Below are 24,221 nucleotides of genomic sequence, written 5' to 3' on the forward strand. Positions count from 1 at the left end.
CGCGTGGCCCGGGTCACTGGTCTCTTGGTCGTAGCCATGTCACTGGCCGCGCCACTTGCGCGCGGCTAAACGGCAGCACCGGCGCCGACACCGGAGGCGCTCGCCGTCGCAAGGGAATTGGTGACAACGATCCACCTGATGGATCAGTTCAAGGCGCTGATGCCGGCCATCATGAAGAGCATGAAGCCCGCGATCGTCCAGGGCCGCAGCGACGTCGACCATGACTACGATACCCTGACGCCGATCTTGCTCGCCGGCTTCCAGGCGCGGTTCAACGAATTGTCGGAAGCCGTCGCCATCGTCTATGCCAGCAACTTCACGCCGGACGATCTGCGCGACCTGATTGCCTTCTACAAAACCCCGGTGGGCCAGACGTGAGGCAGCAATCCCTGCTGGCCGGCCAGAAGTTCGGCCAGTCCGTGGCTGCGGACATGCGGCAGCGGATCATCGAGGAGCTGCGCAAGAAGGGGCATGACCTCTGACCTGGTTTCAGGCGCTGTCACCCCGCCACCCCGCAAGCAGGCGGAACCAGCCGTCAATTTCGCGTGTCGCGGCAGCCTGACATCAACGTTAGCGGCCGAATGGCACCCATGAAAGGTAATTAGAGACCGTTTTGAGTGATTCGCGACTCGCAATATGGGTCAGGACCCCCTAAATCGCTTTCCCGGGGCCGATGGCCCGGCCGGAACGAAGCCCAAAAAACGGCATTACCGGCAGCACAGGCAGAAGAAGGCGTCTTGGACAGATGGTGGATCAGCAGAATATCGCGGCTGTGCGGCCCGTTTCCGCCGATCCCGCTGTCGCCCTGGCGAAGGCACTGGGCCAGTGGCCGCCCAAGCCACAAGCAAAGCTCTCGCCGCGCGCAAAGCTGCAGTCGCCGAAGCTGAAGTTCGACGCGCCCGCCGTCCTTAAGACCTCGGTGGAAGATCTCGCCCGTGACCTGGGCCTCAGGCTCGGCGATCAGAACGAACTGACCATCCGCCGCATCAAGCGCGGAAGTAGCTATTCATTCATTCGCGCCAACGGCACCCGCATCCGCGATGCCCGCACCATCCGCCGGCTGCATGCGATGGCGGTGCCGCCGGCCTATCGCCAGGTGCGCTATTCCAGCGACCCGAGCTCCCATCTGCAGGCGGTCGGCCGCGATGCCGCCGGCCGGCTGCAATACCGCTACCATGCCGATTGGGAAAAGGTGCGCGAGCAGCGCAAGGCGCATCGCCTTGCTAAGCTGGTCGCGGCGCTGCCGAAGATCCGGCGCAAGGTCTCGGCGTTTCTGTCCGGCGACGAGCCGACGCGTGAATTCGCGCTGTCGGCGGTGATCGAGCTGATCGCGCGCACCGCGATCCGGCCCGGCAATGAATCCTATGCCCGCCTCAACGGCACCCGCGGCGCCACCACCCTCTTGAAGTCCAACGTCACGCTGGAGGACGATTCCCTGGTGCTGACCTTCAAGGCCAAGGGCGGCAAGGCGGTGCGCAAGGAATGCGATGCGGCCAAGCTCGTGCGCGCCGTCGGCATTTTGCGCACGGTGCCGGGCAAGCGCATGTTCCAGTATTACGACCGGTCCGGCGTCGTGCGCGCGGCGTCGACCACGGCGGTGAACGCATTCCTGCGCGAAATCGCGGGCATCAAGATTTCGCTGAAGGATTTCCGCACGCTGATGGCGTCTGCGGTCGTCGTGGAATCGCTGTCGCGGATCACGCCGGCCACCAGCGAGCGCGGCCGCAAGCGCCAAGTGCTGGAAGCGATCCGCGCCGCGGCCGACCAGCTCTCCAACACGCCGGCAATCTGCCGCCGCAGCTACGTCCACGACACCATCGTCACCGCATTCGAGGATGGCATCCTCGAGCGCTTCGCCGCGACGATGAAGGGCTACCGCACCCAGTCCAAGCGTGAGCAGTTGCTGGCCCAGGTCGTGATGGCGGCGGGAGCGTAGGCTCAGCATAACCCTCTCGTCGTCCCGGCCTAGTGCGCAATTGCGCACGGGGGGCCGGGACCCATTACCCCAAATGTCGATTGCTGGAATGCGCTGTGGCCCCAGCGCGGCGCCACAACTGCGCCCTGTGGTTATGGGTCCCTGCCTTCGCAGGGACGACGGCGGAGTTCGTCGAACGTTACAGGCCGCCCATCTTGCAGACGTACTTCCACTCCTCCGCCGTCACAGGCTGCACTGAAAGCCGCGAATATTTCACCAGCGCCATGTCGGCGAGCTTCTTGTCGGCCTTGATCGCGGCCATCGTCACCGGCGTCTTCAACGGCTTGTCGGCCTTGATGTCGACGCAGACGAACTTACCGGTCTTGTCGGTCGGATCGGGATAGGCCTCCTTGATGACCTCGGCGATGCCGACGATCTCCTTGCCCTCGTTGGAGTGATAGAAAAACGCCTTGTCGCCCTTCTTCATGTTCACGAGATTCTGCCGTGCCGTGAAGTTGCGCACGCCGGTCCATGCCTCGCCCTTCGCGCCCTTGGCCACCTGCTGGTCCCACGACCAGACCGAAGGTTCGGATTTCACCAGCCAGTACGCCATTGTCATTCCTCCGCCTTGAACGGCCGCGTCAGCAGGCCCTCAATCGCCGCATCGATCGTCAGCGTGTTGCTCAGGATCGCCGCGACGGCTTTTGATACCGGCATATCGACATTTTGCGAAGCGGCGAGTTCGATCAGCACGGGCGCGGTGAACGCGCCTTCGGCGAGCTTGCCTACGGGAGGAGCTTCGCCGCGGCCGAGCGCGCGGCCGAGCGCGAAATTGCGCGATTGCGCGGTCGAGCAGCTCAGCAGCAGGTCGCCCAGTCCCGACAGGCCGGCAAGCGTTTCTGTGCGCGCGCCGCAGGCGCGCCCGAGGCGGGCGAGCTCGCTGAAGCCGCGCGTGGTCAGCGCGGCGAGCGCGGAGGCGCCGAGCTCACGGCCGACCACGATGCCGGCCGCGATCGCCAGCACGTTCTTCGCCGCGCCGCCGATCTCGACGCCGCGCACGTCGGTCGTGTGATAGGGCCGGAATGTCGCCGAGCCGAGCGCCTGCACCAGGCGACTTGCCAGCGTCTCATCCTTCGCCGCTAGCGTCACCGCGGTCGGCAGTCCGCGCGCGACGTCGTCGGCAAAGCTCGGTCCGGACAGGATGGCGGGCACCGCCTGGGGCGCGGCTTCCGCGATCACTTCGGTCATGAATTTGTGAGTGCCGTGCTCGATGCCCTTGGCGCAGGCGATCACCGGCGTGCCGGGTTTCAGATGAGGCGCAAGATGACTGACGGCCGCGCGCAGATGCTGCGCCGGGGTCACGGCGAGGATGATGTCGGCGCGCGCCGCAGCCGCGACATCAGACGTCACGGCGATCGCTGGACCGAGCCGGAGGCCGGCGAGCCTCGGATTGATCCGCGACGTCTCAATCTGCGCTGCGTGCTCGGCATTGCGTGCGTACAGCGTCACCTTGCGTCCGGCGCGTGCCGCGACATCGGCCAACGCCGTGCCCCAGGCGCCGGCCCCGATCACGCTGACTGAGCTGTGTGCGGGCATCACGTCGGCCGGTCAAAGCTCCCTCTCCCCGCTCTTGCGGGGAGAGGGTTGGGGTGAGGGGCTCCATCCACGAGCGAGCCGAGTGTTGAGGCCTGTACCCCCTCACCCGGATCGCATCTTCGATGCAACATAGCCGAAGCTGCGCTTCGGCGTTGGTCAGGACGGCCGCCTAAGGCGGCCTCTGCCTCTCCCCGCAAGCGGGGAGAGGTGAAACAGTGCCGGCTGCGCGCTTCGTGGGGCATCACTCAATATCCGGCGCGGCTGTTGGCGTAGCCGGCCGGCGCCTTCGCATTGGCGTCGAGCAGCCAGCGGGCGCGGGGCGGCGCCTCCATCGTGTCGGTCAGTCCGATCGCCATCCGCTCGGCGCCGGCCCAGGCGATCATGGCGCCGTTGTCGGTGCAGAGCGCCGGCGGCGGAATGATCAATGTGGTCTGCGCGCGTGCCGCGACATCCTGCAAGGCGTCGCGGATGGCGTGATTGGCGGCGACGCCGCCGGCGGCGACCAATGCCCGCGGCGTGCCGAACCGCTCCTGAAAAAGTTTCAAGCCGACGCTCAGCCGGTCCGCGGTGGATTCCAGCACCGCGGCCTGGAAGCTCGCGCAGAGATCGCTGATGTCCTGCGGCTCCAGCGGCGCCAGCCGGCTGGCTTCGTTGCGCACCGCCGTCTTCAACCCCGACAGCGAGAAGTTCGCGTCGGGACGTCCGAGCATCGGGCGCGGGAAAGCGAAGCGCTTGGGATCGCCGCCTTCGGCCGCGCGCTCGACCTGCGGCCCGCCGGGATAGGGCAGCGACAGCATTTTCGCCACTTTGTCGAAAGCCTCGCCCATGGCGTCATCGACGGTGGTGCCGAGCCGCACATATTCGCCGACGCCGACCACGGCGACGATCTGGGTGTGCCCGCCCGAGGCCAGGAACAGGCAATAGGGAAACGCCAGCGCGCAGGTGAGCCGCGGAGTCAGCGCATGCGCCTCGAGGTGGTTCACCGCGATCAGCGGGGTGTCGTGCACCATCGCGATCGCCTTCGCGGTGGTCAGCCCGACGATCACGCCGCCGATCAGGCCGGGGCCGGCCGCGGCCGCGACCGCCGACAGTTGCGGGTAGCCGACGCCGGCCTGTTTCATCGCGCTATCGACGATCCCGTCGAGCAAATCGACATGGGCGCGCGCGGCGATCTCCGGAACCACGCCGCCGAAGCGGGCGTGCTCCTCGGTCTGCGAGCGCACGACGTTGGACAGGATCCGCCCCGAGCCGTCGGCCTGGCGCGCGACCACGGCGGCTGCGGTTTCATCGCAGGTGGTCTCTATACCCAGCACCAGCATCGGTCGATCGTTACTCAATTGTGGCCCTTGTGCTACGAGCATGATCCGGAAAAACCGGAACTGGTGCTCCGATCAAATCCTGCTCAATCAAAGAGAAATGTCCCTTCCGGGGTAGCATTGCGAGGTCTTGAAGTGCAATCGCTGGTGAACGTCCATTTCGCGCGGCTGGAGCGCTGAGTCGTGGCCGTCCTCGTCACGCGCCCGCATCCCGACAACGAGGCGACGCTCGCCAGCCTGCGGGCGCGTGGCTTCGACGCGCTGGCGGCGCCGATGCTGCGCTTCGAACCGTTGCCGTTTCATGACGATGACGGGACGCATTATGACGCAGTCATGCTGACCAGCGCCAATGCACTGCGGGCGATCGATCTCACAGGTAGTCGGCTGTTGCGGCTGCCGCTGTTCGCGGTCGGAGCCCACACCGCCGATGCCGCCCGCGCCGCCGGCTTCGGTGAGGTGCTGGTGGCAAAGGGCGATGCCATTGCGCTGCGCGATCTCGTGCTGGCGCGTGTCGATGCCGGAGCGTTGGCGAAGGCCGCAAGATTGCTCTATCTCGCCGGCGCCGACCTCTCGCGCGATCTCGCTGGCGAACTCGGCCAGAAGGGATTGACCGTCGTCACTCGCACCACCTACCGGATGGCGCCGGTCGCAAGCTTCCCGCGTGAGGTCACCGAGGCGTTCCTGGCGAACCGGATCACGGCAGTGCTGCACTATTCGCGGCGCAGTGCGCTGGCCTTCCTGGACGCGGTTCGCGCGCGCGGGCTCGAAATCTCGGCCCTGGCGCTGCCGCAATGCTGCATCTCGGCCGCCGTCGCCTCTGTGCTCCGCGACGCCGGTGCCACCCAGGTGGCGGTGGCGGCACGGCCGGACGAGAGCGCGCTGCTGGACGCGCTGGACCGCGTCTTGCGGCCCTGACCCGGTCTAATTCTTTCGTCTGGTCATGACGTTAGCCATTTCCCAGTTTTTCGGATCGTGCTCTGAGAACGCCGGCCGATTCTGCTAGAATGCGCCGTCATTGGTTTTGAGGACCCTGCGATGGCTGAAGAGAGGCCCGAGGATACAGCACCGTCGCCGGATTCCGCCCGGCCCAGGCGCGCGCCGCCGACCATTGAGCTCGAGGCGACCGAGGTCTCCAGTGCGGCGCCGAAGGCGGAGCAGCCCGGGGCATCCGCTGATACGGCCGCGCCCGAAGCCGCTGCCGAGCCCGAGCAGCCAGATCCCGAGACCGCTTCGGAAGCGCCGGCGTCCGAGCCGTCGCGACCGGTTTCGCCCTGGGTGGTCGCGCCGGTCTCCGGCGCGGTGGCCGCGGCGCTGGTGATCGCGGTCGGCTGGCTGCTCGGCTGGCCACAGGTGCAGCCCGTGCCCCAGCTCAACGTCGCGGCGATCGACGATCTCGGCGCGCGCCTCGCCGGGCTGGAAGCCAAAGTCGGCCGGCCGCCGGCGGCCGATCCGCGCCTGGACGCGCTGGATAAGTCGATCGCGGCGCTGCGCAGCGAACTCGCCGCCACACGCGCGCAATCCGACAAGCTGGCGGCCGCCGCCACCGGCGCGAAGGCGCTGCCCGATCTGTCGGCGATCACCGCGCGCATCGACCGGATCGAGGGCGCGGTGAAAGCGCAGAACGCCGAGATCGCCAAGCAGGACAGCAAGATCGCCGACACCAAGGCGGAAGCGAAGCCGGCCGACGACACGCCGTTGCGGCGGCTCGTCGCCGCATCTCTGCTCGACGTCGCGGTCCGCCATGGCGATCCCTTCGTCACTTCGCTTGCGGCCGCGAAGGCGCTCGCCGACGATCCGGATGTCCTGAAGCCGCTCGACGCCTTCGCGGCATCCGGAGTCCCCAACGCGAACAAGCTCTGCCGCGAACTGATCGAAATCGTCCCCAAGCTCGCGCCGCCGCAGCAGGATGCGACGACAGGCACGGGGCTGGTCGATCGCCTGCAAGCCGGAGCCTCCAAGCTAATCCACATCGAGCGGACCGACGACGCCGGCACCGGCACGGATCGCGGCAGCATCGTCGCGCGGATGACCTCGGCCGCCGTGCACAACGATCTGGCCCGTGCCGAACGTGAATTGAGGTCGCTGCCGCCGGCCGATCGCAGCGCCGCGCAAGCCTGGATCGAGCGGGTGGACGCGCGGCGTGCCGCGCTCGACGCATCGCGCAAGTTCGCCGACAACGCGATGGCGGCGCTCGCCTCGGTCAATCAATAGGCCCCCCATGATCCGGATCATCCTGTTTCTGCTGTTGATCGCGCTTGCTGCGGCGGGCGCGGCCTGGGTGGCCGACCAGACCGGCGAGGTCGTGTTGTCTTGGGGCGGCTGGCGTGTCGTGACGACGCTGCCGGTGTTGGTGCTCGGCCTCGGCATCGTCGTGGTGGCCGCGATGGCGGCGTGGACGATCCTGCGCGCGCTCTGGAACATGCCGGAAGGCATTCGCCGCGCCGGCCGCGAGCGCCGCCGTGCCCGCGGCCGCCACGCCATCACGCAGGGATTGCTCGCGATCGGCCACGGCGATTCCGCCTCGGCCCGTGCGCATGCCGAAGTGGCGCGCCGTCATGCCGAACACGATCCGCTGACGCTGCTGTTGCACGCGCAGTCGGCGCAGCTCGACGGCGACCGCGCCGGCGCTGAGCGCGCCTTCCGCGCGATGGCCGAGCGCGAGGATACGCGGCTGCTCGGCCTGCGGGGCCTCTTCATCGAGGCGCAGCGCGCCGACGATCCGGTCGCAGCGGTGATGCTCGCGGAGGAGGCGCTGAAGGTGTCGCCTTCGTCGTCATGGGCGTCGCATGCGGTGCTCGGCTTCTGCTGCGCCAAAGGCGATTGGGCCGGCGCGCTGAAGATCCTCGACAACAATCAGTCATCGGGCCTGATCGACAAGGCGACCTACCGGCGGCAGCGCGGCGTCTTGCTGACGGCGCGCGCGCTGGAGCTGGAGACGGCCGATCGCGATCTGTCGCGCGACAGCGTGATGGAGGCGGTCAAGCTCGCGCCGACGCTGATTCCGGCCGCGGTACTCGCGGCCAAGTTCGACAGCGAGGCGCATCAGGTGCGCCGCGCCATGCGTCTCGTCGAGGCGGCGTGGCTGGCGCAGCCGCATCCCGATCTCGCCGACGCCTATGCGCATGTGCGGCTCGGCGATTCCGCACGCCAGCGCCTGGTTCGGGTCGAGACGCTGGCGGCCAAGACGCCGGGTCATATCGAAGGCGCGCTGGCGGTCGCCCGCGCGGCGATCGACGCCTCCGAATTCGCCAAGGCGCGCGCCGCGCTGGAGCCGTTCACCGCGGCGCCGACCCAGCGCGTCGCGCTGCTGATGGCCGAGATCGAGCGCACCGAGCATGGCGACAGCGGCCGGGCGCGGGCCTGGACCTTGCGGGCGGTGCGGGCGCTGCACGATCCGGTCTGGACCGCCGACGGCTACGTCTCGGACCGCTGGCGTCCGGTCTCGCCGGTCACCGGCCGGCTCGACGCCTTCCAGTGGCAGACGCCGGTGGCGGCGCTGCCGTCCGACAAACGCGATCCGGTCGACACGTCGGCCTTCGAGGAGGCGATGCTGGCCCCGCGCCGGGTCGAGCCGCCGAAGCAGGCAGGCAACGAGGCCGCGGCGCCAGAACTGGCCGAGCCGATCGAGATGAAACCCGCCGCGCCGGCCACGCCTGCCGCACAGGACAACACCCCGCCGCCAGAGGTCATCGAGGCCGAACCAGCCCCGGCCGAGCCGGCGCCGCCCCCCGAATCAGCCGCCCCGGCGCCCGCCCCATTGTTCCGCTCGCGGACCGACCTGCCCAAGGCCGCCCCGGCGCCGATTCCAGCCGTGATCCCCATCGTCCGCGCCCCCGACGACCCCGGGGTCGACGAGGACGGCGCCAGAGACGAATTTGCCGAGCAAATCGGCCCGCCCAAGGCCCAGATGGGCGGCTGGCGCGGATTTCTGTCACGTTTGGGGAGTTAAATCCGCAAGCCGGGGGCCCGGCTTGTCCTTGCCAATCGAGGCCATGCCCGATATCAGGTGGCTGCCCTTCAAGGCCGTTGCCGAACGGTCCGCCGCAATAGCTCAGTCGGTAGAGCACGTCATTCGTAATGACGGGGTCGGGGGTTCGAATCCCTCTTGCGGCACCATTTGAGTATTTCAGTATCTCCGTTACCCTCCCTTTCATCGATAGAAGCCGCTGAAACAAAGCGGCTTTTCGTCCTCTGACCTCCGCCTCTCTCCCATAGCCTCCTCGCTCTCTGTTGGTAGGGCTGCTGGTAGACCGGAAACCGGATGTTGGTAGGACCGCGAATGGGGGACACCGATGCCGTTGGCTGACATGGCCGTCCGGAGCGCAAGTCCGAGGGACAAGACGTACAAGCTATCTTGACCTTCCAGAAGACCGCGTTCGCGCCGCCGACTGTCAGTTCGACAAATTCCGGATTTCCTTTTGTCGCCGCGTCGCTGGCCGTCCGACCACGCTGGTCGTCGAGTTCGAGGGCGAAAGGTCCTGGTCGCGTCGTGGACCGTCGACGGCTTCGCGCGGCGATCTTACTCGCCGGACCGGTGGGAAGGCGCGCTACGGCGATACGATCGGACGTCGGCTGCGGGTGAACGGTCCGACCGCTTCGTCACCAATCAATAGCTTCTGACTTTTGAGTCTGAGGCAGCTTCATCCACTTCGGGATGATCATGATTTCGCTGCCGCTGCGTCTCTCGGAAGCCGCATAGCGCAGCCCGAAAGGCCTTATGGTGGCCCACCCTCTATACAGTTGCCTGATCTCTCTGCAATCGTCGTAAGTCAACACCCAAGCGTTGTTGGCCATTGAACGGAGCTGATACGCCAGACGCTTATGGTACTCCTTGTCGAGGGCGTTGAGGTAGAGCGTCTTGCCTTTCTCGAAATAGGGCGGGTCGATGAAATAAAATGTGCGCGAAGCGTCCTGATCCTTCACGAAATCGATGCCGTCTTTGTCGGTGACGAATATTCGGTCTCGATACTCTGCGATCTTTTGACAGCGGCGGTGAAGTTCCTCCTTGTTGAACCGGGCATCGATTAACCAGTCGCCGGTTTGGTGTATGCCGCCAATCGGTCCGCCGTTCATGATGATGCCGGATCGATTGCAGCGATTTAGGTAAAAGGCGGAAAACCCGCGGGTCAGTCGGGACAATCGACCATCGTTTGATCGATAAGTATCGCGCTGGCGCCGCCACTCGGCCATACTAACGCGCGTTTTCTTCAACAGCTTCGAAAACTGTTCCGGTCGGTTCGTCAGCGACCACCAAAAATCGTAGATCGCCACATCAGCGTCGTTGATGTGTATTTCGGACGTTTCCTCTCGGAAAAGAAGCGAGAGCGACGCGCCGGCACCACCAGCGAAAGGCTCTGCAACCGAGTACGAACCAAGGCCGTTCAGTTTGCGGATTTGGCCTAGAAGCCCGGCCATGGCCGCCTTGCCGCCGGGGTATCGAAGTGGGCTCGCTTGGTTCATTTGCCTAGGTCTTCTTCGTCATCGGCTTCTAACATCAACCGGAAAAGTGGCTCGGTTCGCAGCCAGAATTGCCAGATGTCGCGTTCGCTAGGCAAGTCTCCCGACTGATGAATGAATGCGTGAAGCTCGCTCAAGGAGAACGGCGCGGCGGCGTCGTAGCGCAGCGCCTTCTCCACCTTGTTTGCGTCCGACGCGTCCAGCTTTTCCTTAGCGATCTTGGTGATCGCTGGGGCCATTTGCTTCATTTGGGGCACGCCATAGGGAAGCTTGCCCTTGCCGCCGAGCTTTTCGATCAACGGCTTCATCTGCCCCGTTCTTTCCAGATAGCTGGTTACGGCAAGCTCAAAGAAAACGCGCATCAGCACGGCGCCGGCGTTCGGGAATTCGCTGCGCTTCAGGCGAACCAGCTCGGATCGTATGTCGACAAGGCGCTCTGACCCATGCCGAACCTTGAAGTCACGAGGCAGCACGGTTGTTGTGACCGACTTCGCTTTCTTCGCAGCGGGCGCCGGGGCCGCCCTGGCCGGCGATGCGACCGACTTCCCTTCTATGATTTCGGCGGGGACGAATGTGGCCTTCTTCTTCGCCGGTCTCTCGCTTGGCTTCCAACTCTTGAAGTAGTTTTCGATATCCTCGCTTGTGTTCAAGGTACGGGACGATTGCGAGCCTAGCGCGACGTCCGAAACAAGCTTGCTGAAGGCTTTGACGAATTCCGGCTTTGTGGTTGTGATCCGAATGCCGTGATCGGCGTCCTTCTCAACATGCAGGTGCTGACGACCGACGGAACTGTCGATCACCCGGCCGAGCGTTGTAAAGATTTTCGCCCGCGGGCTGTCCAGCTTGGCCTTGATTTCCTCCGGCAGCGGCAGCGATCTGGCCATGTCAGCAATTGCTCTGGTCTGTCGCGCGCTCTGAATGTCGGCGAGCGAAAATCCGAGTTCATCACGCAGTTCGTCGTTATCGTACCCCTCGGCCAATTTTTCGAGGATAAAGCTTGCTCTGTTCTCAGCCTGCCAAGCGAGCACCGGCGTTCCGATATGCCGACCAGCGATCTGCCGATCGGTGGCACGGCGATTAGGCGCAATCGTTACGGGTACGGACGCTAGCGATTGAGGGTCTATGATTTTCCGGGCGATCTTTTCGATCTGGCGCTGCTGTGCCCCATCGAGAAGTCCGGGTTCTCGCAATGCCTTGAGCGCGGCCAGCCGACGGTTGCCTTCGACGACGACAAGTCGGTCATTCTCGTTGACGGCCAAAAGGGGTTCGTTGGGAAAGAACCCTCTGGTCGCGATGCTCTCCGCGACTTCTAGGGCCTTGTCGTGCTCAAAGAGGTACTGGATGATTTCACGCGGCGCCTGCGCCAGCGTCTCCCGTCCTAAACGCGGGTTCTTCGGATCGAGATGAAGGCTCGCGACGCTCACGCGCCTCGTTGTCCAATCTGCGCCAGCCATGTTTGCAATTCCCCAGACCTATCGGATCATGCTGCAACTGATGGGCGCGGTGCAATTGACCAAAGGACGGTAGGCCGGGAATTCTCCCGTTTTCCCCGAAAAAAGTCCGCCAGCCTCCGCGAACTGTTGGTAATCCTGTTGGTAGGACTTCCAGTCGTTGTTGAAATTTCTATGAATTATCAGGTGCTTGTCGCCAGTTTTAGGCGCCCTCGCGGCACCAGGCTACTTTGCATGGGGTTGTTTTTCGATATTTTGCCGGGAGCCGCATCCGGCGGGCGCGATGGCGTCTGTCTTGAAGGCGCATAGGCTTTTCCAGGCTATCGCTCACGTCGTGGGTTTGGTCCCGGCAGGTCGACAATTCCGCTTTCGGTGAAGATGGGCTGACACGCTCTCGAAGGGCGGAATTTTCCGCCGACGTGTGTGCTACTTCACATTGCATTCCTGTCGCTTGACCTACTTTGCTGGATGGCTTGGGGCACGTGTGCGAGCGAAGCGCATCGTATGCCTGGCTCGCACCCTCCCCTTGAAATTGCGTTGCCCGAACGAGGGCAGCACCAGTATTTCAAACGCCGTTTGTTGCGTGGGAGCGCGTGACATGAACATTTTCCAAGAGATCGTTATGAAGAGCGAATGGATTATTGCGGTCCTCGCACTTTTCCTGGTCGCATGGACGCGCTTCAATTCTCCACCCACCAATCGCTCCGGTACGACCTTCGCACTGTTCTTCTGCGGCGTGGTGTTTTACTGCGCCTTGATCGTACCGCTTTGGCTGGTCATCATGATCGGGCTTGTCCAGGGCAGCATCGGATTCGATTGGATCGGCAACAAGCTCACTCAGGTCGATCCCGAGGCGCAAGCTGAACTCGCTCAATACGCTCCGATCGTAGCCACGCTCGTCATTGTTGTCGCCTCGCAATTTCGCCAGGTGTCGCGGATCGACACCGCGGCGCGCACATTCTGCTTCAAGCTGGCGGCGATTCCGCGTGAGGCCGACCGGCTCGCAGTCGAACTCTCGCAAGGCGCCGATTTTGAACCTACGGAGAGCCTTCGACGCCGGGTCACCAAGATCATTTCGGAGAATATCAGCCCGCAAGCGCTGGATTTCCGCAGAGACGGTACGCTTCCCGCTCGCTTCACCAGGGCTGTTGCTCTGTACAATCTATTCGTTGCGCCCAGGAGCACGGGGGCCGCACCTGAATTCGTCGGAAACAGACATGGTCGATCCGCCTACGCGATCATCATGCAAATGGGTGAAGCGGCAGCTTCTCGTGCAGACGTCCGTTACGAAGAACTGATGCACAGTGGCCTTGCTTTTTTCACATCTCCGCAACCCACTCACGAACTAAAGGAGATGTTGAATTGCAATATTGCAGAGGTCACGAACCTCACTTGCGGCCTCGTTGCGCGTTACGTCCTGTTCTCCGAAATAACCCAGAACGGGCGGCTGCAGCGACTGTCGGGGATGGGATTTGATGCCCGTCCAACGCCGACGTTCGGACTGGACCAGTGGGCGACGACCATCCTCCTCGTCACTTTACTGAGCATCGCCATGTTGGCGTTCATGCCGGGGACGCATCCGGTCTCGGTCGGCCAGGCCTTGACCATTGCAACCACGTTCGGTGTCTCGATCGGCTTCGCCGTCCTGGGTGCAATCGTGGTGGCACAGCGCTTCATTGCGCGTCATGAAGACGACAGTTCTGCATACCCGCCTGTTGCGGAGTTGGTCATCGCGGGCCTGATCGTCGCGGGACTGTCGATCGCCTTGCGCATCGGTATCCCCCTCGTGGCGGCGTTGATGCAGGGACAGGGGCTTCAGGATGTACTGCAGCAGTTTTCCGAGCGACTGCCCGGAACGGTTACGCCCTTTATTTGCACGATCTCGCTCGGGCTCCTTTGTTGCTATGTGGGCTCCTTGCACTGGAAGTGGTACCGCTTGGCCGGCATCGGCGCAGTCGGAAACGGGCTTGCCCTTGCCGGGGCGGGATGGCTGGTCGGGTCCTTGCTTAGCGACTCGCTGCTCGCTCAGTTCTATTTGCATCCGGAACACGCAGTCCTCACCATCGCACTGAGCACGGGGCTAATTGGCCTTGTGGTTGGTGCCGTGGTTCTCGCGGTATTCAATAAGTCCGAACGGATACGCGAGGATGGCGTCGAGCGCGCAGCCAGGGATCCGCACATCACTATTTCCTCGCATGACACGCCGACAACAGCCGAGGATATCGACGTCCCGCAGCCATCCAGGTCCGTGGCGATGGACGATCTCGGCGGTTACACGCGCGCAAGCGTCGAAGGTTTGGAGGGCCGCTATGTCTGCTTCCGGCCGGCGTTCTCGGCAGCCGACACCATCAATGCCTACCTCCTGACCCTTCATTGGGACGAAGCGGAATCCTGCCTCGCGTTCGAGGAGCGGGAACGCATTGATACGGGCCACACCCAAAAGGGCCGAGTGTACATTCCGCACGGGCGGCCGTTCATGAGCTTCGTGACCCTCGAAGGGGGTGCGATACGGCTGATCATGGTGTCGCGCCCCGAACAGAACACCGAGCCGTTGCGCGGTCTGATTACGACACTGTCAAATCCCGGTGGCGCGCACTTTACTCCCGCGAGCGCCCCGATCGTCCTCAGGCGCATGGTCGACCAAGCGCCACAACTCGGTTTCGTCCGCCCGGGGGCGCCAGACTACGAAGCCTACCGCGGTGACCTTGAAACGGTGATGCCGATCTTCGGTTGCTTTGCGACGGCTCCGCGCGTGGATTCCAGCGCCGAGCCCGTCCCCGATCCGTCCGAGCGGGACGTTCGGCTGGCCGTCGTAAAGTGACGGCTCAAAAAAAGCGCCCCTGGATCGGAATCCAGGGGCGCTGTTGCGTTGAGCGGATGATCCCGGCGAAGCGGTCGCTTTACTCAGCGACCGTCTGCACGACGTTGCCGATCGGGCGGCCCGATGCGGTCGGCTTCTCGAGCTTGGTCATCATCGCATCGTATTCGGGCAGCGTCTCGAGCTGGGTCTTGGGCTTCATCCAGACCACCTTGTAGCCGCCCGCCTTCAGCCGGCGCAGCAGCGTCGGCAGCGCCTGCGCGGTGTGCTTCTGCAAATCGTGCATCAGGATGATGCCCTTGCCCTGCTTCTCGAGCTTGGTCATCACGTTGGTGATCACCTCGTCAGCACTCTTGGACTTGAAGTCGTTGGAGTCGACGTCGACCGAGAACATCGCGATGTTGCGGGAGCCGAGATAGGCCGTCGTCGCCGGCGTGTGCGCCAGGGCCGGGAAGCGGAAGAACGGCGCGGGGTCGGTGCCGAGTGCGATCTTCACGGCGCTGAAGCCCTTCTCGATCTCGTCCTTGGCCTGCTGCTCGGTGATCTTCTTGCTCGCCAGATGCGCGTGCGACCAGGTGTGGGCGCCGATGGTGTGGCCCGCGGCGAGGACCTGGCGGAGGATGTCCGGGTGATAGGTGGTGTGCAGGCCGATCGGGAAGAACACGGCCTTGGTGCATTCATCCGCCAGCGCCTTGAGCACGGCCGGCGTGGTCGGCCACGGACCGTCGTCGAAGGTCAGCACGACCTCCTTGTCGGTCAGGAAGTCGTACTGCTTGTACTGCAGGAAGCCGAAACCCGGACCGCCTGAGGTGTCGACCACGACGGTGCGGCTGACGCCGAGCGCATCTGGATTGGCGCAGGCCTGCTTGGGTGCGGCCGCGACGGGAGCGGGTGCTGGCGCCGGGGCAGGAGCTGCCGCGGGCTGCGCCGTGGCGGTGGTCGCGTCGGCGCGCTTCGACAGCGCGGCAGTGGTCTCGACATCGTCCTTGGCCGCCGCCTTTGCCGCCGCGGGCAGCGGATCGGGCGTGCGGGCGGCCACGGTTTGTGGGGGAGAGGCATCAGCGCGCGGGGAGGAGGTCCAGAACCACACTCCGGCGATCGCAACCGCCGCTACAAGACTGGCCAGCATCAGGCCCAACGCATTACGCATCGCTATTCACTTCCTCAGGACTCGGGATACGCCACAGCCGTAACGAGCGATTAATGCCAACAAGGTCTTAACGCGGTCCCAACAAGTCGCCGGGAGCGCAAGAAAAAGAACGCCTTGGCTTTGCGTGACGATCGTCACAGTCAGGTGGCTGCCGCCTGCGCCGCTTCAAGCTTCTTCGCTGGGTCGGAACGCTATAGAACCAAGGCGTCGTATTCCTTAGAGGCTTTTGAGATGACGAGATTCCTGCTTGCTTTCCTTCCGCTGGCACTGATTGCGTCCGCGGCGTCCGCGCAGCAGGGGCATGACGCCTGCACGCGCGATGCCACGCGGTTTTGCCGCGCTCATCTCAATGACGGCGATCAGGTCGTGCTGGCCTGCCTGAAGGAGCATCGCGGCCGCCTGAGCAAAGCGTGCCAGCGGACGCTGGCCGAGCACGGGCAGTAGGTCTCTGCGTTGATATAATTGTGTGAATGACGGCAGAGGGCTACGTGCTGCTTCCGGCCGCGGTCGCAACCACCGGGATCACCTCGTTGGCGGCGCGATCCGGCGTCTCCTCCCTCCATCGCACCGACCCGAACGGGCGCTCCAGCATCCGGCGCACCCGGATCGGCTCGGCGCCGATGTGGAAGCTGGCCGCCTTCTGATGCAATTCGCGCTCGATCTGGGTGGCGCGGTTGCGCTGGCGCAGGAAGTCGAGCCAGGTCGGGCAGTGATAGCGCTCGGTCCAGAGCTCTGGATCGGCGATGTCGCGCGCGATCGACCAGCCATAGGCGCCGTTGCGCTGCCGGCTGAGCTGCACGTCCTGCATCACATTGTGGAAGGCGCGGGCGTTGTCCTGCGCCACGCGATATTCGATCTCGACCACCAGCGGCCCGCTGCGTCCGGTCAATTGCAGCCGCACCTCGGGATCGGCGAGCGCCTCGGTGGCGTCCTCGTTGCGGGCGCCGACCGGCGGCATCCTGAGCCAGCGGCCGAGCAGGGGCGACAGCAGCATCAGAGCGGCGGAGATCAACAGCGCGGTCTCGACGCCGGCGACGTCGGTGATGCGGCCCCAGCCCCAGCTTCCGATCGCGATGCCGCCGGCGATCGCGGCCTGGAAGGCGGCCAGGGAGCGGCCCGCCACCCAGCGCGGCGCCGAAAGCTGCACGCCGATATTGAACAGCGCCACCGCGAGCATCCAGGCCGCGCCGGCGATCACCAGCGCCGCGGCCGTGATCACCGGCTCCTTGCTGAGCGCAACGCCTGCAATGGCGCCGCCCATCATCAGCGTGCAGGCGCGGATCGCGGCCTCGCCGCTGAGACGGCGCCTGATTTCGCTGATGTTGAGGGCGCCGATCACCGCGCCCATGCCGAACGCGCCGAGCATGATGCCGTAGGTCTGGGCGCCGCCATGCAGGAGATCACGCGCCACCAGCGGCATCAGCGCCGAGACCGAGCCGCCGATGATGCCGGTGACCATGGTGCGGGTCAGCACGATCTTGATCGAGGGCGAATTGGTGATGTAGCGCACGCCCGAGACGATGGCGCGGTTCAGCCGCTCGCGCGGCAGCCGCGACGGCTCGCTGACGCGCTTCCACAGGAACAGCACGACCAGCAGCGGCAAATACAGCACGGCGTTGGCTGCGAATGCCGCCACGGCGCCGGCGGCCGCCACCACGATGCCGCCGATCGCAGGGCCGAAGCTGCGCGCGATGTTGTAGCTGATGCCGTTGAGCGCGACGGCGGCGGGCAGCGTCTCCGCCGGCACCTGCTCGCTGACCGAGGATTGCCAGGCCGGGCCGAACAGCGCCATGCCGCTGCCGACGACGAAGCACAGCGCCAGCAGGATGTTCGGCGTCACCATGTTGAGCCACGCCAGCACGGTCAGCGTGGTGGCGCCGGTGAGCGCGATCGCCAATGACACCAGCGCGACGATCCGGCGGTCGTGCATGTCGGCGATGGCGCCGGCGGGCATCGAGATCAGCATCACCGGCAGCATCAGCGCGGTCTGCACCAGAGCGACCTTGTCGGCCTCCGGCGTCATCTGCGTCATGGCCCAGGCCGCGCCGACGCCCTGGATCAGGATGCCGAGATTGGAGAGAAGACTGGCGAGCCAGATCCGCCTGAAGATTGAGTGCCGTAACGGCGCAGTGATACTGTCAGTACGATCAGGCGCTGCGGTCATATCCGGTTCCGTTTGCCCTGCTATGGCTTGCTGAATGATTCCGGCAGCATCAACTGATGCCTGCGAAAAGCGCGTCCTGTCCAGCAATTACGGTATCCATTGCGGATGTAAGACACAGCTAAAGGACTGAAAGGCTTGGGGAAGGGGACAATGGATCTGTCGCGGCGGACGATACTGAAGGGGGCCGGCGCCCTGTCTCTGCTGGGGAGCCGCCTCGGCGGCTCGGCAATGGCGCAGGCCGCGCCCGATGCGCCGGGAGGCGATATTCCGCCGATCCTGTTCGTGCACGGCAATGGCGACCAGGCGCCGCTCTGGATGACGACGATCTGGCGGATGGAATCCAATGGCGTGCCACACCAGCGGCTGCTCGCGGTCAACTTCACCGATCCGCTGGCGCGCGCCGACGACAAGGTCGAGCAGGCGGGCCGCTCCTCGACGGACGACCAGCGCCGCGAGCTCGGTGAGGCGATCAAGGAGCTGAAGCAGGCGACCGGCGCCGCACGCATCGCCTTGGTCGGCAGTTCGCGCGGTGGCTACGCGATCCGCAACTACATCAAGAACGGCGGTGGCGACGATGTCAGCCATGCCGTGCTGTGCGGCACGCCGAACCACGGCGTCTATGCCTGGGACGAGGGGCTCGGCAACGAGTTCAACGGCCGCGGCCCGTTCCTGCGCGGCCTCAACGATGGCGATAGCGAGGTGACGCCAGGCACCGCGTTCCTGACGCTGCGCAGCGACGGTCTCGACAAATACGCCCAAGCCGACGGTCGTTTTGTTGGCAAGCCGGGCATGCCCACCAACGTCACTGCCGACGGCCCGGCCCTGAAGGGCGCCACCAACCTGGTGCTCGGCGCGCTCGATCATCGCGAGACCGCGTTCCATCCGCACGCCTTCCGCGAGATCTACAAATTCATCGCAGGGCGTGAGCCGTCGCGGATCGGCATCACGCCGGAGACGACGGTGAGGCTGAGCGGCCTCGTCACGGGCACCCCCGGCGGCGTGCCGACCAACCGTCCGGTGTCGGGCGCATCGGTCGACATCTATCGTGTCTCGGCAGAAACCGGTGAGCGCATCGGCACGCCGCTGCACAGCTCGCAGACGGGTTCAGACGGACGCTGGGGGCCGGCGCAGGTCGATCCCACCTGGCCGCTCGAATTCGTGCTGACCGCGCCTAATGCAGTGACGACGCATATCTATCGCTCGCCGTTTCCGCGCTCCTCGGACATCGTGCATCTGCGCGCGGCGCGGCCGCTGCTGCCCGCAGATGCAGGCGCCGGCGCCGTCATCATGATGTCGCGGCCACGCGGCTATTTCGGTTTGCCGCGCGATGTCGTGCTGCTCGATGGCAAGGAGCCGGCCGACGTGAAGCCCGGCGTGCCGACGGATTCGGTGACGACGCTGCGGCTTTCGGCAGCCGAGGTCGGCCGTCCCGTGGTCGGCCTCTTCAATGAGGAGCGGATCGTGGCGCGGGCTTGGCCGGCATCGGAGAACCGGATTGCGATCGCTGAGCTGACCTATTAGCTCTTGTTATGGTCGGCGCCTTCACGGTGCCGGGATTGCGTGTCTGGATCTGACGTCGCGATAGACTGGACCGACAACCATGAGCATAGCCGAAGTCTCCGACGTGACGGTCACGCGGCGGCCGCTGGTGCCGCCGGCGCCTCCGCGTGCGCCCGACAACATGACCGCGTTCGGGCGGATGCGCGCGATGTGCAACTCGCCGATCGAGACCTGGGGCCGTCGCGCCTATCAGGACGACATCATCCAGGGCCGCTTCTTCGGCCACAGCAGCTTCATCCTCAACGCGCCCGATGCGATCCGCCACGTGCTGGTCGACAATTACGAAAACTACACCCGCACGCCGGCCGGCATTCGTGTACTGCGCCCGATGCTGGGCGAAGGACTTCTGATCGCCGAAGGCCGGGCGTGGAAACATCAGCGCCGCACGCTGGCGCCGGCGTTCACGCCGCGTGCGGTGATGACGCTCGTGCCCACGATGGTCGCGGTGACCGACGAGACCGTCACAAAGCTGAAGGCCGCGAGCAATGGGCCGGTTGATCTGCGCGAGGCCATGCAGCGCATGACGCTCGAGATCGCCGGTCGCACCATGTTCTCCTTTGGCATGGACCGTCACGGCGCCGCGTTGCGCGACTTCGTAATGGAATACGGCGAGACGCTGGCCCGGCCGCACATGCTCGATCTGCTGCTGCCGCTCGGCTGGCCGAGCCCGCAAGATTTCAAGCGCGCCCGCTTCCGCAAGCGCTGGACAGCGTTTGTCGGCCAGTTGATGGCCGAGCGCCGGGCGGCCGGGAAGAATGACAGTGCACCGGCGCGCGACCTGTTCGACCTGATGGAGGCCGCTCGTGATCCCGAAACCGGCGAGGCCTTCACCGACGCGCAGCTCGGCGATCAGGTCGCGACCATGATTCTGGCCGGCCACGAAACGACGGCGACCACGCTGTTCTGGGCGCTCTATCTGCTGGCGCTGGATCTTCCGACGCAGGAGCAGTTGGCGGCAGAAGTCAGCAGCGTGGCAGGAGCTGGCACGCTCGACATCGAGCGGCTGAAATTCACCCGCGCGGTGATCGACGAAACCATGCGGCTCTATCCGCCGGCCTTCCTGATCGCACGCGCCGCCGGAGGTCCGGACACCATCGCGGGCCTGCCGGTCAGGAAGCGTGACGTAATCATGATCGCGCCGTGGCTGTTGCACCGACACGAAAGGCTGTGGCGTGATCCAAACGCGTTCGTGCCGGCGCGATTCATGACCGGCACGCCGCCCGATCGCTTCGCCTATCTGCCGTTCGGCGTCGGTGCGCGGGTCTGCATCGGCGCGCACTTCGCGCTGGTCGAGGCGACGCTCGCGCTCGCCAGGATCATTGGCACGTTCCGCGTCGCATTGGCTGACAAGGAGCCGGTGATGCCGGTCGGCGTGGTGACGACGCAGCCCGACCGCTCGCCGATGTTCGCGATCACGCCGCGTTAGCCCTTGCGCGGCTACCTCCGCATGCTCATCTAAACGAGACGCGATCAGGTTGAAATTCGTTGCACGTCGGTTTCGTGACGGGGCGTGACCCCTATGCGAACGCCTTGCGTCGCACGCAAGGTCACACGGCTTCACATTTTTGCGCTAGAATGACGCGGCCCTTCCGGTCCGGATCATGCTTGAGGTCCCACCATGAGTGATACGCAGGCCCAGTTCGCAGTCCTCAGGCAGACGGCCGATGGCGCCGTCGTCGACGCCATGCAGCAGTTGATCGCGGATGGTCATGATCGCGATCTCAATCGTATCAACCTGCTGGATTTCTCCTACCGCACCGGACTTGATCAGGAGAAGGTGATCTCCAGCTTCCTGCATGCTTCGCGACTCGGCCTGTTCGACATGAGCTGGAACGTGCTGTGTCCGGGCTGTGGCGGCGTGCTCGACGCCCACGCGACGCTGAAGTCGCTGCGTCATGACGACTACAATTGCGCGCTGTGCGCGGCGGGTTATGAGGCTTCGGTCGATGACCTCGTCGAAGTGGCCTTTACCGTCAGCCCGCGAGTCCGCCACATTGCCGCGCATGATCCCAATTCGCTGCCGATCTGGGAATACTTCCGGCAAATATTCTGGAGCTCGGGCATCGAGCTCGACGAGAGTTCGGTTTCGACGTTGATCAACGAGGTGGCGCTGGAGGGGCTGGAAATGCCGCCCGGCGAGAAGGCGATTCTATCGCTCAATCTGCCGAACGAATTCGTCATTGTGTTTGAGCCGGTGACGCATTCGGCGCACTTCTTTGCCATTGAGGGCGAGCCCACCACCGAGCGTCAGCAGTTTTCGATCGCGTTCAACAAGCTGCACGCACCGACCGGCACCTCGACGATGCGCCCCGGGCCGCTGCGGCTCTCGCTGGACAATCAGGCTGGCGTCCGCGTGCTGCCCTCGGTCTGGATCGCGGGCGATCCGCTGCACAAGTTGCTGGGCAAGCGCAAGCCGATCCTCACGGCGAAGCGGATGTTGTCGAACCAGACTTTCCGCGACGTGTTCAAGGCCGACAATCTCAACGTCGATCAGCGGCTCAAGATCACCGCGCTGACCTTCCTGTTCACCGATCTGAAGGGTTCGACCGCACTCTATGAGCGCGTCGGCGATCTCGTCGCATTCGATCTGGTGCGCGCGCATTTCCATGCGCTGCTCGAGATCATCGCCTCCGAGCACGGCGCGGTGGTGAAGACGATCGGCGATGCCGTGATGGCGACGTTCATCAAGCCCGAGGACGCGCTGTCGGCAGGCCTGCGCATGCGCGCCGCGATGAAGAAGCTCAACGCCGAGCGCGGCAGGGAAGACCTGATCGTCAAGATCGGCATTCATGAGGGCCCGTGTCTCGCGGTGATGCTGAACGAACGGCAGGATTATTTCGGGCAGACCGTGAACATCGCCGCACGGGTGCAGAGCTTGTCGACGTCGCAGGAAATTCATCTGACCCAGCCGGTGATGGAATCACCTGAAGTTGCAGGCATTCTGGATCGCGCAGCGATCAGGCCGATCCAGAAGGAGGCGGCACTGCGCGGGATCGCCGACAAGCTCGTGGTGTACGAGATACCGTAGCTGAGATTGCCGAAACGTAATGCTGGTGCGGGAACCGGCGCCGATTGCACCGGTTCTGTTTCCACGCCATATAGCTTTTCATCAAGCCCATTCGACAGAGAGAACGATGCTCGACGGACTCCGCCAATTCATTGCCGATATCGTGTCCCCCGACGCGCAGACCGACCGGACGTTCGGCGACAGCGACTACCGTCTGGCGGCAACCGCGCTGCTGGTTCACGTTGTGTCGCTGGACGGCGAGCCGACCGCAGTCGAGAAGCGCAAGCTGCATAGCCTGATCGAGAGCCGTTTCCAGCTCGATCCCGGCAGCGCCGACAAGCTGATCGCCTCCGCGATGCGGGTCGAGGGCGAGGCCGTCGATCTCTATCACTTTACCAGCGTGATCATGCGTTCGGTGAACGAGGAAGGCCGGCTGCGCATCGTCGAGATGATGTGGGAATTGGTCTATGCCGATGGTGAGGTCAGCGAGTTCGAGGACAACGTGGTCTGGCGCGCGGCCGACCTGCTCGGCATTTCCTCGCGCGACCGCATCGATCTCAAGCATCGCGTGGCCGAGAAACAGGCGTCGCTGCCGAAGGGCCCGTGGGGCACCGCGGACGCGGCAATCTGACACGCCCTGATCGACAGGCCTATTGTGTCAACTCGGACATCATCGCATCAACATCACAGATGACGAAACTTTAATGTCCGATGTGATTTGCCGCGATCATGGGCGATCCGCCTGAAAATCCGGCGTTTCGCTTGAAAGCTGTGCAGAGCAGCTTGTCGATATGCCGAGGGGTGGCTTGCTCACACCGCATGCCTATGCTCTCGTCGCCGCCGTTCGAGAACTCTCTGGAATTTTGAAATAAGAGTTTGGATCGTGACCGAGCGTGTGACGCTGATAACCGGGGCATCGGCGGGCATAGGCACCGAACTGGCGCGTGTGTTTGCATCGAACGGTCACCGGGTGGCGCTGGTGGCGCGGCGGGCCGATCGCCTGAAAACGCTTACCGACGAGCTCGGCGGCAAGGGCGGCCCGACGCCGATCGTGATTCCCTGTGACCTGCAGGCGAGCGATGCCGGCGACAAGATCGCGGCAGCTCTGTCCGAGGCCGGTGTGGAGATCGAATATCTCGTCAACAATGCGGGCTTCGGTTTGTTCGGCCACGCCACGAAGCTTGACCGCACGGAGCAGCTCAACATCATCGCGGTCAATGTCCGCGCGCTGACCGATCTGTCGTTGCGCTTCGCCGACCAGCTCATCCGCAATCGCGGCGGCATCCTCAATCTCGGCTCGATTGCCGGCTTCCTGCCGGGACCCGGCATGGCCGTGTACTACGCCACCAAGGCCTATGTGCTGTCGTTCTCCGAGGCGCTGCGCTGCGAGCTGGCGCCGCATGGCGTGCGTGTCACCGTGGTGTGCCCGGGCCCCGTGCCGTCGGAATTTCAGGCGCGCGCCGGGTTTGCGCCGGGCTTCGATTCAGCCATCCTCAACGTCTCGTCGGCAGAGGTCGCGAGGCAGGCCTATCGTGGACTCATGGCCAACAAGCGCGCCGTGTTGCCCGGGCCGTTCATCAAGCTCGTGCCGTTCCTGCTGCGCCTCTTCCCGCGCTCATTCATCCTGGCGGCGGTCGGCGGCTTTCAGCTCCGCAAGCGCTGAACCGTTATCTGTCGAATTGTTTCTGGCCTGCGATTTGCTTCGCGTGGGTGTGCGCAAACTCACGCGATATTAAGAACTGCTTAGCTATGATCCCGCCCTACGTGCCGCATTCTCAAGCAGAGAC

19 protein-coding genes and 1 tRNA gene are annotated in these 24,221 nt (G+C 64.7%); 13 read left to right on the plus strand and 7 right to left on the minus strand.

Translation table 11 applies throughout. From position 1 onward, the window contains the following. Nucleotides 1-120: 120 nt before the first annotated feature. Entirely contained in the window at nucleotides 121-378 is a 258-nt protein-coding gene (locus tag P6U25_RS01310) for a DUF2059 domain-containing protein (protein ID WP_407149646.1), read from the plus strand. Nucleotides 379-745: 367 nt separating this feature from the next. Next, nucleotides 746-1,936, plus strand: coding sequence for a DNA topoisomerase IB (locus P6U25_RS01315; protein WP_407149647.1), 1,191 nt, complete (start codon nucleotides 746-748; stop codon nucleotides 1,934-1,936). 178 nt (nucleotides 1,937-2,114) lie between these two features. Here the strand turns inward: P6U25_RS01315 and P6U25_RS01320 are convergent, their stop codons facing one another. From P6U25_RS01320 to tsaD, 3 genes are all read right to left on the minus strand, one after another. Continuing rightward, on the minus strand, nucleotides 2,115-2,528 hold the full coding sequence (locus P6U25_RS01320) for an EVE domain-containing protein (protein ID WP_407149648.1): 414 nt from the start codon (nucleotides 2,526-2,528) through the stop codon (nucleotides 2,115-2,117). A gap of 2 nt (nucleotides 2,529-2,530) precedes the next feature. Then, nucleotides 2,531-3,511 carry an NAD(P)H-dependent glycerol-3-phosphate dehydrogenase gene (locus tag P6U25_RS01325; protein ID WP_407149649.1) on the minus strand — a complete coding sequence of 327 codons (981 nt, stop codon included), beginning with the start codon at nucleotides 3,509-3,511 and terminating at the stop codon, nucleotides 2,531-2,533. Between the two features lie 245 nt (nucleotides 3,512-3,756). Then, nucleotides 3,757-4,830 (minus strand): tRNA (adenosine(37)-N6)-threonylcarbamoyltransferase complex transferase subunit TsaD, encoded by a 1,074-nt coding sequence (tsaD, locus tag P6U25_RS01330; protein WP_407152724.1) that lies wholly within the window; start codon nucleotides 4,828-4,830, stop codon nucleotides 3,757-3,759. A 180-nt stretch (nucleotides 4,831-5,010) separates the two neighbouring features. Between tsaD and P6U25_RS01335 the strand changes: the two genes are divergently transcribed. The 4 genes from P6U25_RS01335 to P6U25_RS01350 all read left to right on the plus strand — a co-directional run bounded on the left by P6U25_RS01335 (nucleotide 5,011) and on the right by P6U25_RS01350 (nucleotide 8,943). Next, a complete protein-coding gene (locus P6U25_RS01335; protein ID WP_407149650.1) occupies nucleotides 5,011-5,742 on the plus strand; it encodes a uroporphyrinogen-III synthase in 732 nt (243 codons plus the stop codon). A gap of 384 nt (nucleotides 5,743-6,126) precedes the next feature. Then, nucleotides 6,127-7,038 (plus strand): COG4223 family protein, encoded by a 912-nt coding sequence (locus P6U25_RS01340; RefSeq protein WP_407149651.1) that lies wholly within the window; start codon nucleotides 6,127-6,129, stop codon nucleotides 7,036-7,038. Nucleotides 7,039-7,045: 7 nt separating this feature from the next. After that, complete coding sequence (locus P6U25_RS01345; RefSeq protein WP_407149652.1) at nucleotides 7,046-8,776, plus strand: heme biosynthesis protein HemY; 1,731 nt, start codon at nucleotides 7,046-7,048, stop codon at nucleotides 8,774-8,776. 91 nt (nucleotides 8,777-8,867) lie between these two features. Continuing rightward, nucleotides 8,868-8,943 (plus strand) — tRNA-Thr (locus P6U25_RS01350). 483 nt (nucleotides 8,944-9,426) lie between these two features. Here the strand turns inward: P6U25_RS01350 and P6U25_RS01355 are convergent. Next, complete coding sequence (locus P6U25_RS01355; RefSeq protein ID WP_407149653.1) at nucleotides 9,427-10,287, minus strand: DNA adenine methylase; 861 nt, start codon at nucleotides 10,285-10,287, stop codon at nucleotides 9,427-9,429. After that, on the minus strand, nucleotides 10,284-11,738 hold the full coding sequence (locus P6U25_RS01360) for a hypothetical protein (RefSeq protein ID WP_407149654.1): 1,455 nt from the start codon (nucleotides 11,736-11,738) through the stop codon (nucleotides 10,284-10,286). The genes P6U25_RS01355 and P6U25_RS01360 overlap by 4 nt, the downstream gene beginning before the upstream one ends. A gap of 595 nt (nucleotides 11,739-12,333) precedes the next feature. Here P6U25_RS01360 and P6U25_RS01365 point away from each other — a divergent pair. Further along, entirely contained in the window at nucleotides 12,334-14,556 is a 2,223-nt protein-coding gene (locus tag P6U25_RS01365) for a hypothetical protein (RefSeq protein WP_407149655.1), read from the plus strand. A gap of 79 nt (nucleotides 14,557-14,635) precedes the next feature. On the opposite strand, the gene P6U25_RS01370 is transcribed toward P6U25_RS01365, so the two are convergent. Further along, nucleotides 14,636-15,703: a polysaccharide deacetylase family protein gene (locus P6U25_RS01370; protein ID WP_407149656.1), complete on the minus strand. Its 1,068-nt coding sequence runs from the start codon at nucleotides 15,701-15,703 to the stop codon at nucleotides 14,636-14,638. 231 nt (nucleotides 15,704-15,934) lie between these two features. On the opposite strand from P6U25_RS01370, the gene P6U25_RS01375 reads away from it, so the two are divergent. Further along, nucleotides 15,935-16,147 carry a hypothetical protein gene (locus tag P6U25_RS01375; RefSeq protein WP_407152725.1) on the plus strand — a complete coding sequence of 71 codons (213 nt, stop codon included), beginning with the start codon at nucleotides 15,935-15,937 and terminating at the stop codon, nucleotides 16,145-16,147. A 40-nt stretch (nucleotides 16,148-16,187) separates the two neighbouring features. Here the strand turns inward: P6U25_RS01375 and P6U25_RS01380 are convergent, their stop codons facing one another. After that, on the minus strand, nucleotides 16,188-17,867 hold the full coding sequence (locus P6U25_RS01380; RefSeq protein WP_407149657.1) for an MFS transporter: 1,680 nt from the start codon (nucleotides 17,865-17,867) through the stop codon (nucleotides 16,188-16,190). Between the two features lie 150 nt (nucleotides 17,868-18,017). On the opposite strand from P6U25_RS01380, the gene P6U25_RS01385 reads away from it, so the two are divergent. The 5 genes from P6U25_RS01385 to P6U25_RS01405 all read left to right on the plus strand — a co-directional run bounded on the left by P6U25_RS01385 (nucleotide 18,018) and on the right by P6U25_RS01405 (nucleotide 24,097). Beyond that, nucleotides 18,018-19,388, plus strand: a complete 1,371-nt coding sequence (locus tag P6U25_RS01385) for a hydrolase (protein WP_407149658.1) — start codon at nucleotides 18,018-18,020, stop codon at nucleotides 19,386-19,388. 79 nt (nucleotides 19,389-19,467) lie between these two features. Then, on the plus strand, nucleotides 19,468-20,853 hold the full coding sequence (locus P6U25_RS01390; protein WP_407149659.1) for a cytochrome P450: 1,386 nt from the start codon (nucleotides 19,468-19,470) through the stop codon (nucleotides 20,851-20,853). 192 nt (nucleotides 20,854-21,045) lie between these two features. Then, nucleotides 21,046-22,455 (plus strand): adenylate/guanylate cyclase domain-containing protein, encoded by a 1,410-nt coding sequence (locus P6U25_RS01395; RefSeq protein ID WP_407149660.1) that lies wholly within the window; start codon nucleotides 21,046-21,048, stop codon nucleotides 22,453-22,455. Between the two features lie 106 nt (nucleotides 22,456-22,561). Beyond that, entirely contained in the window at nucleotides 22,562-23,065 is a 504-nt protein-coding gene (locus P6U25_RS01400; RefSeq protein WP_407149661.1) for a TerB family tellurite resistance protein, read from the plus strand. A 252-nt stretch (nucleotides 23,066-23,317) separates the two neighbouring features. After that, nucleotides 23,318-24,097: an SDR family NAD(P)-dependent oxidoreductase gene (locus tag P6U25_RS01405; RefSeq protein WP_407149662.1), complete on the plus strand. Its 780-nt coding sequence runs from the start codon at nucleotides 23,318-23,320 to the stop codon at nucleotides 24,095-24,097. Nucleotides 24,098-24,221: the final 124 nt, after the last annotated feature.

This window comes from Bradyrhizobium sp. ORS 86 (assembly GCF_045571475.1).
Classification (GTDB): domain Bacteria; phylum Pseudomonadota; class Alphaproteobacteria; order Rhizobiales; family Xanthobacteraceae; genus Bradyrhizobium.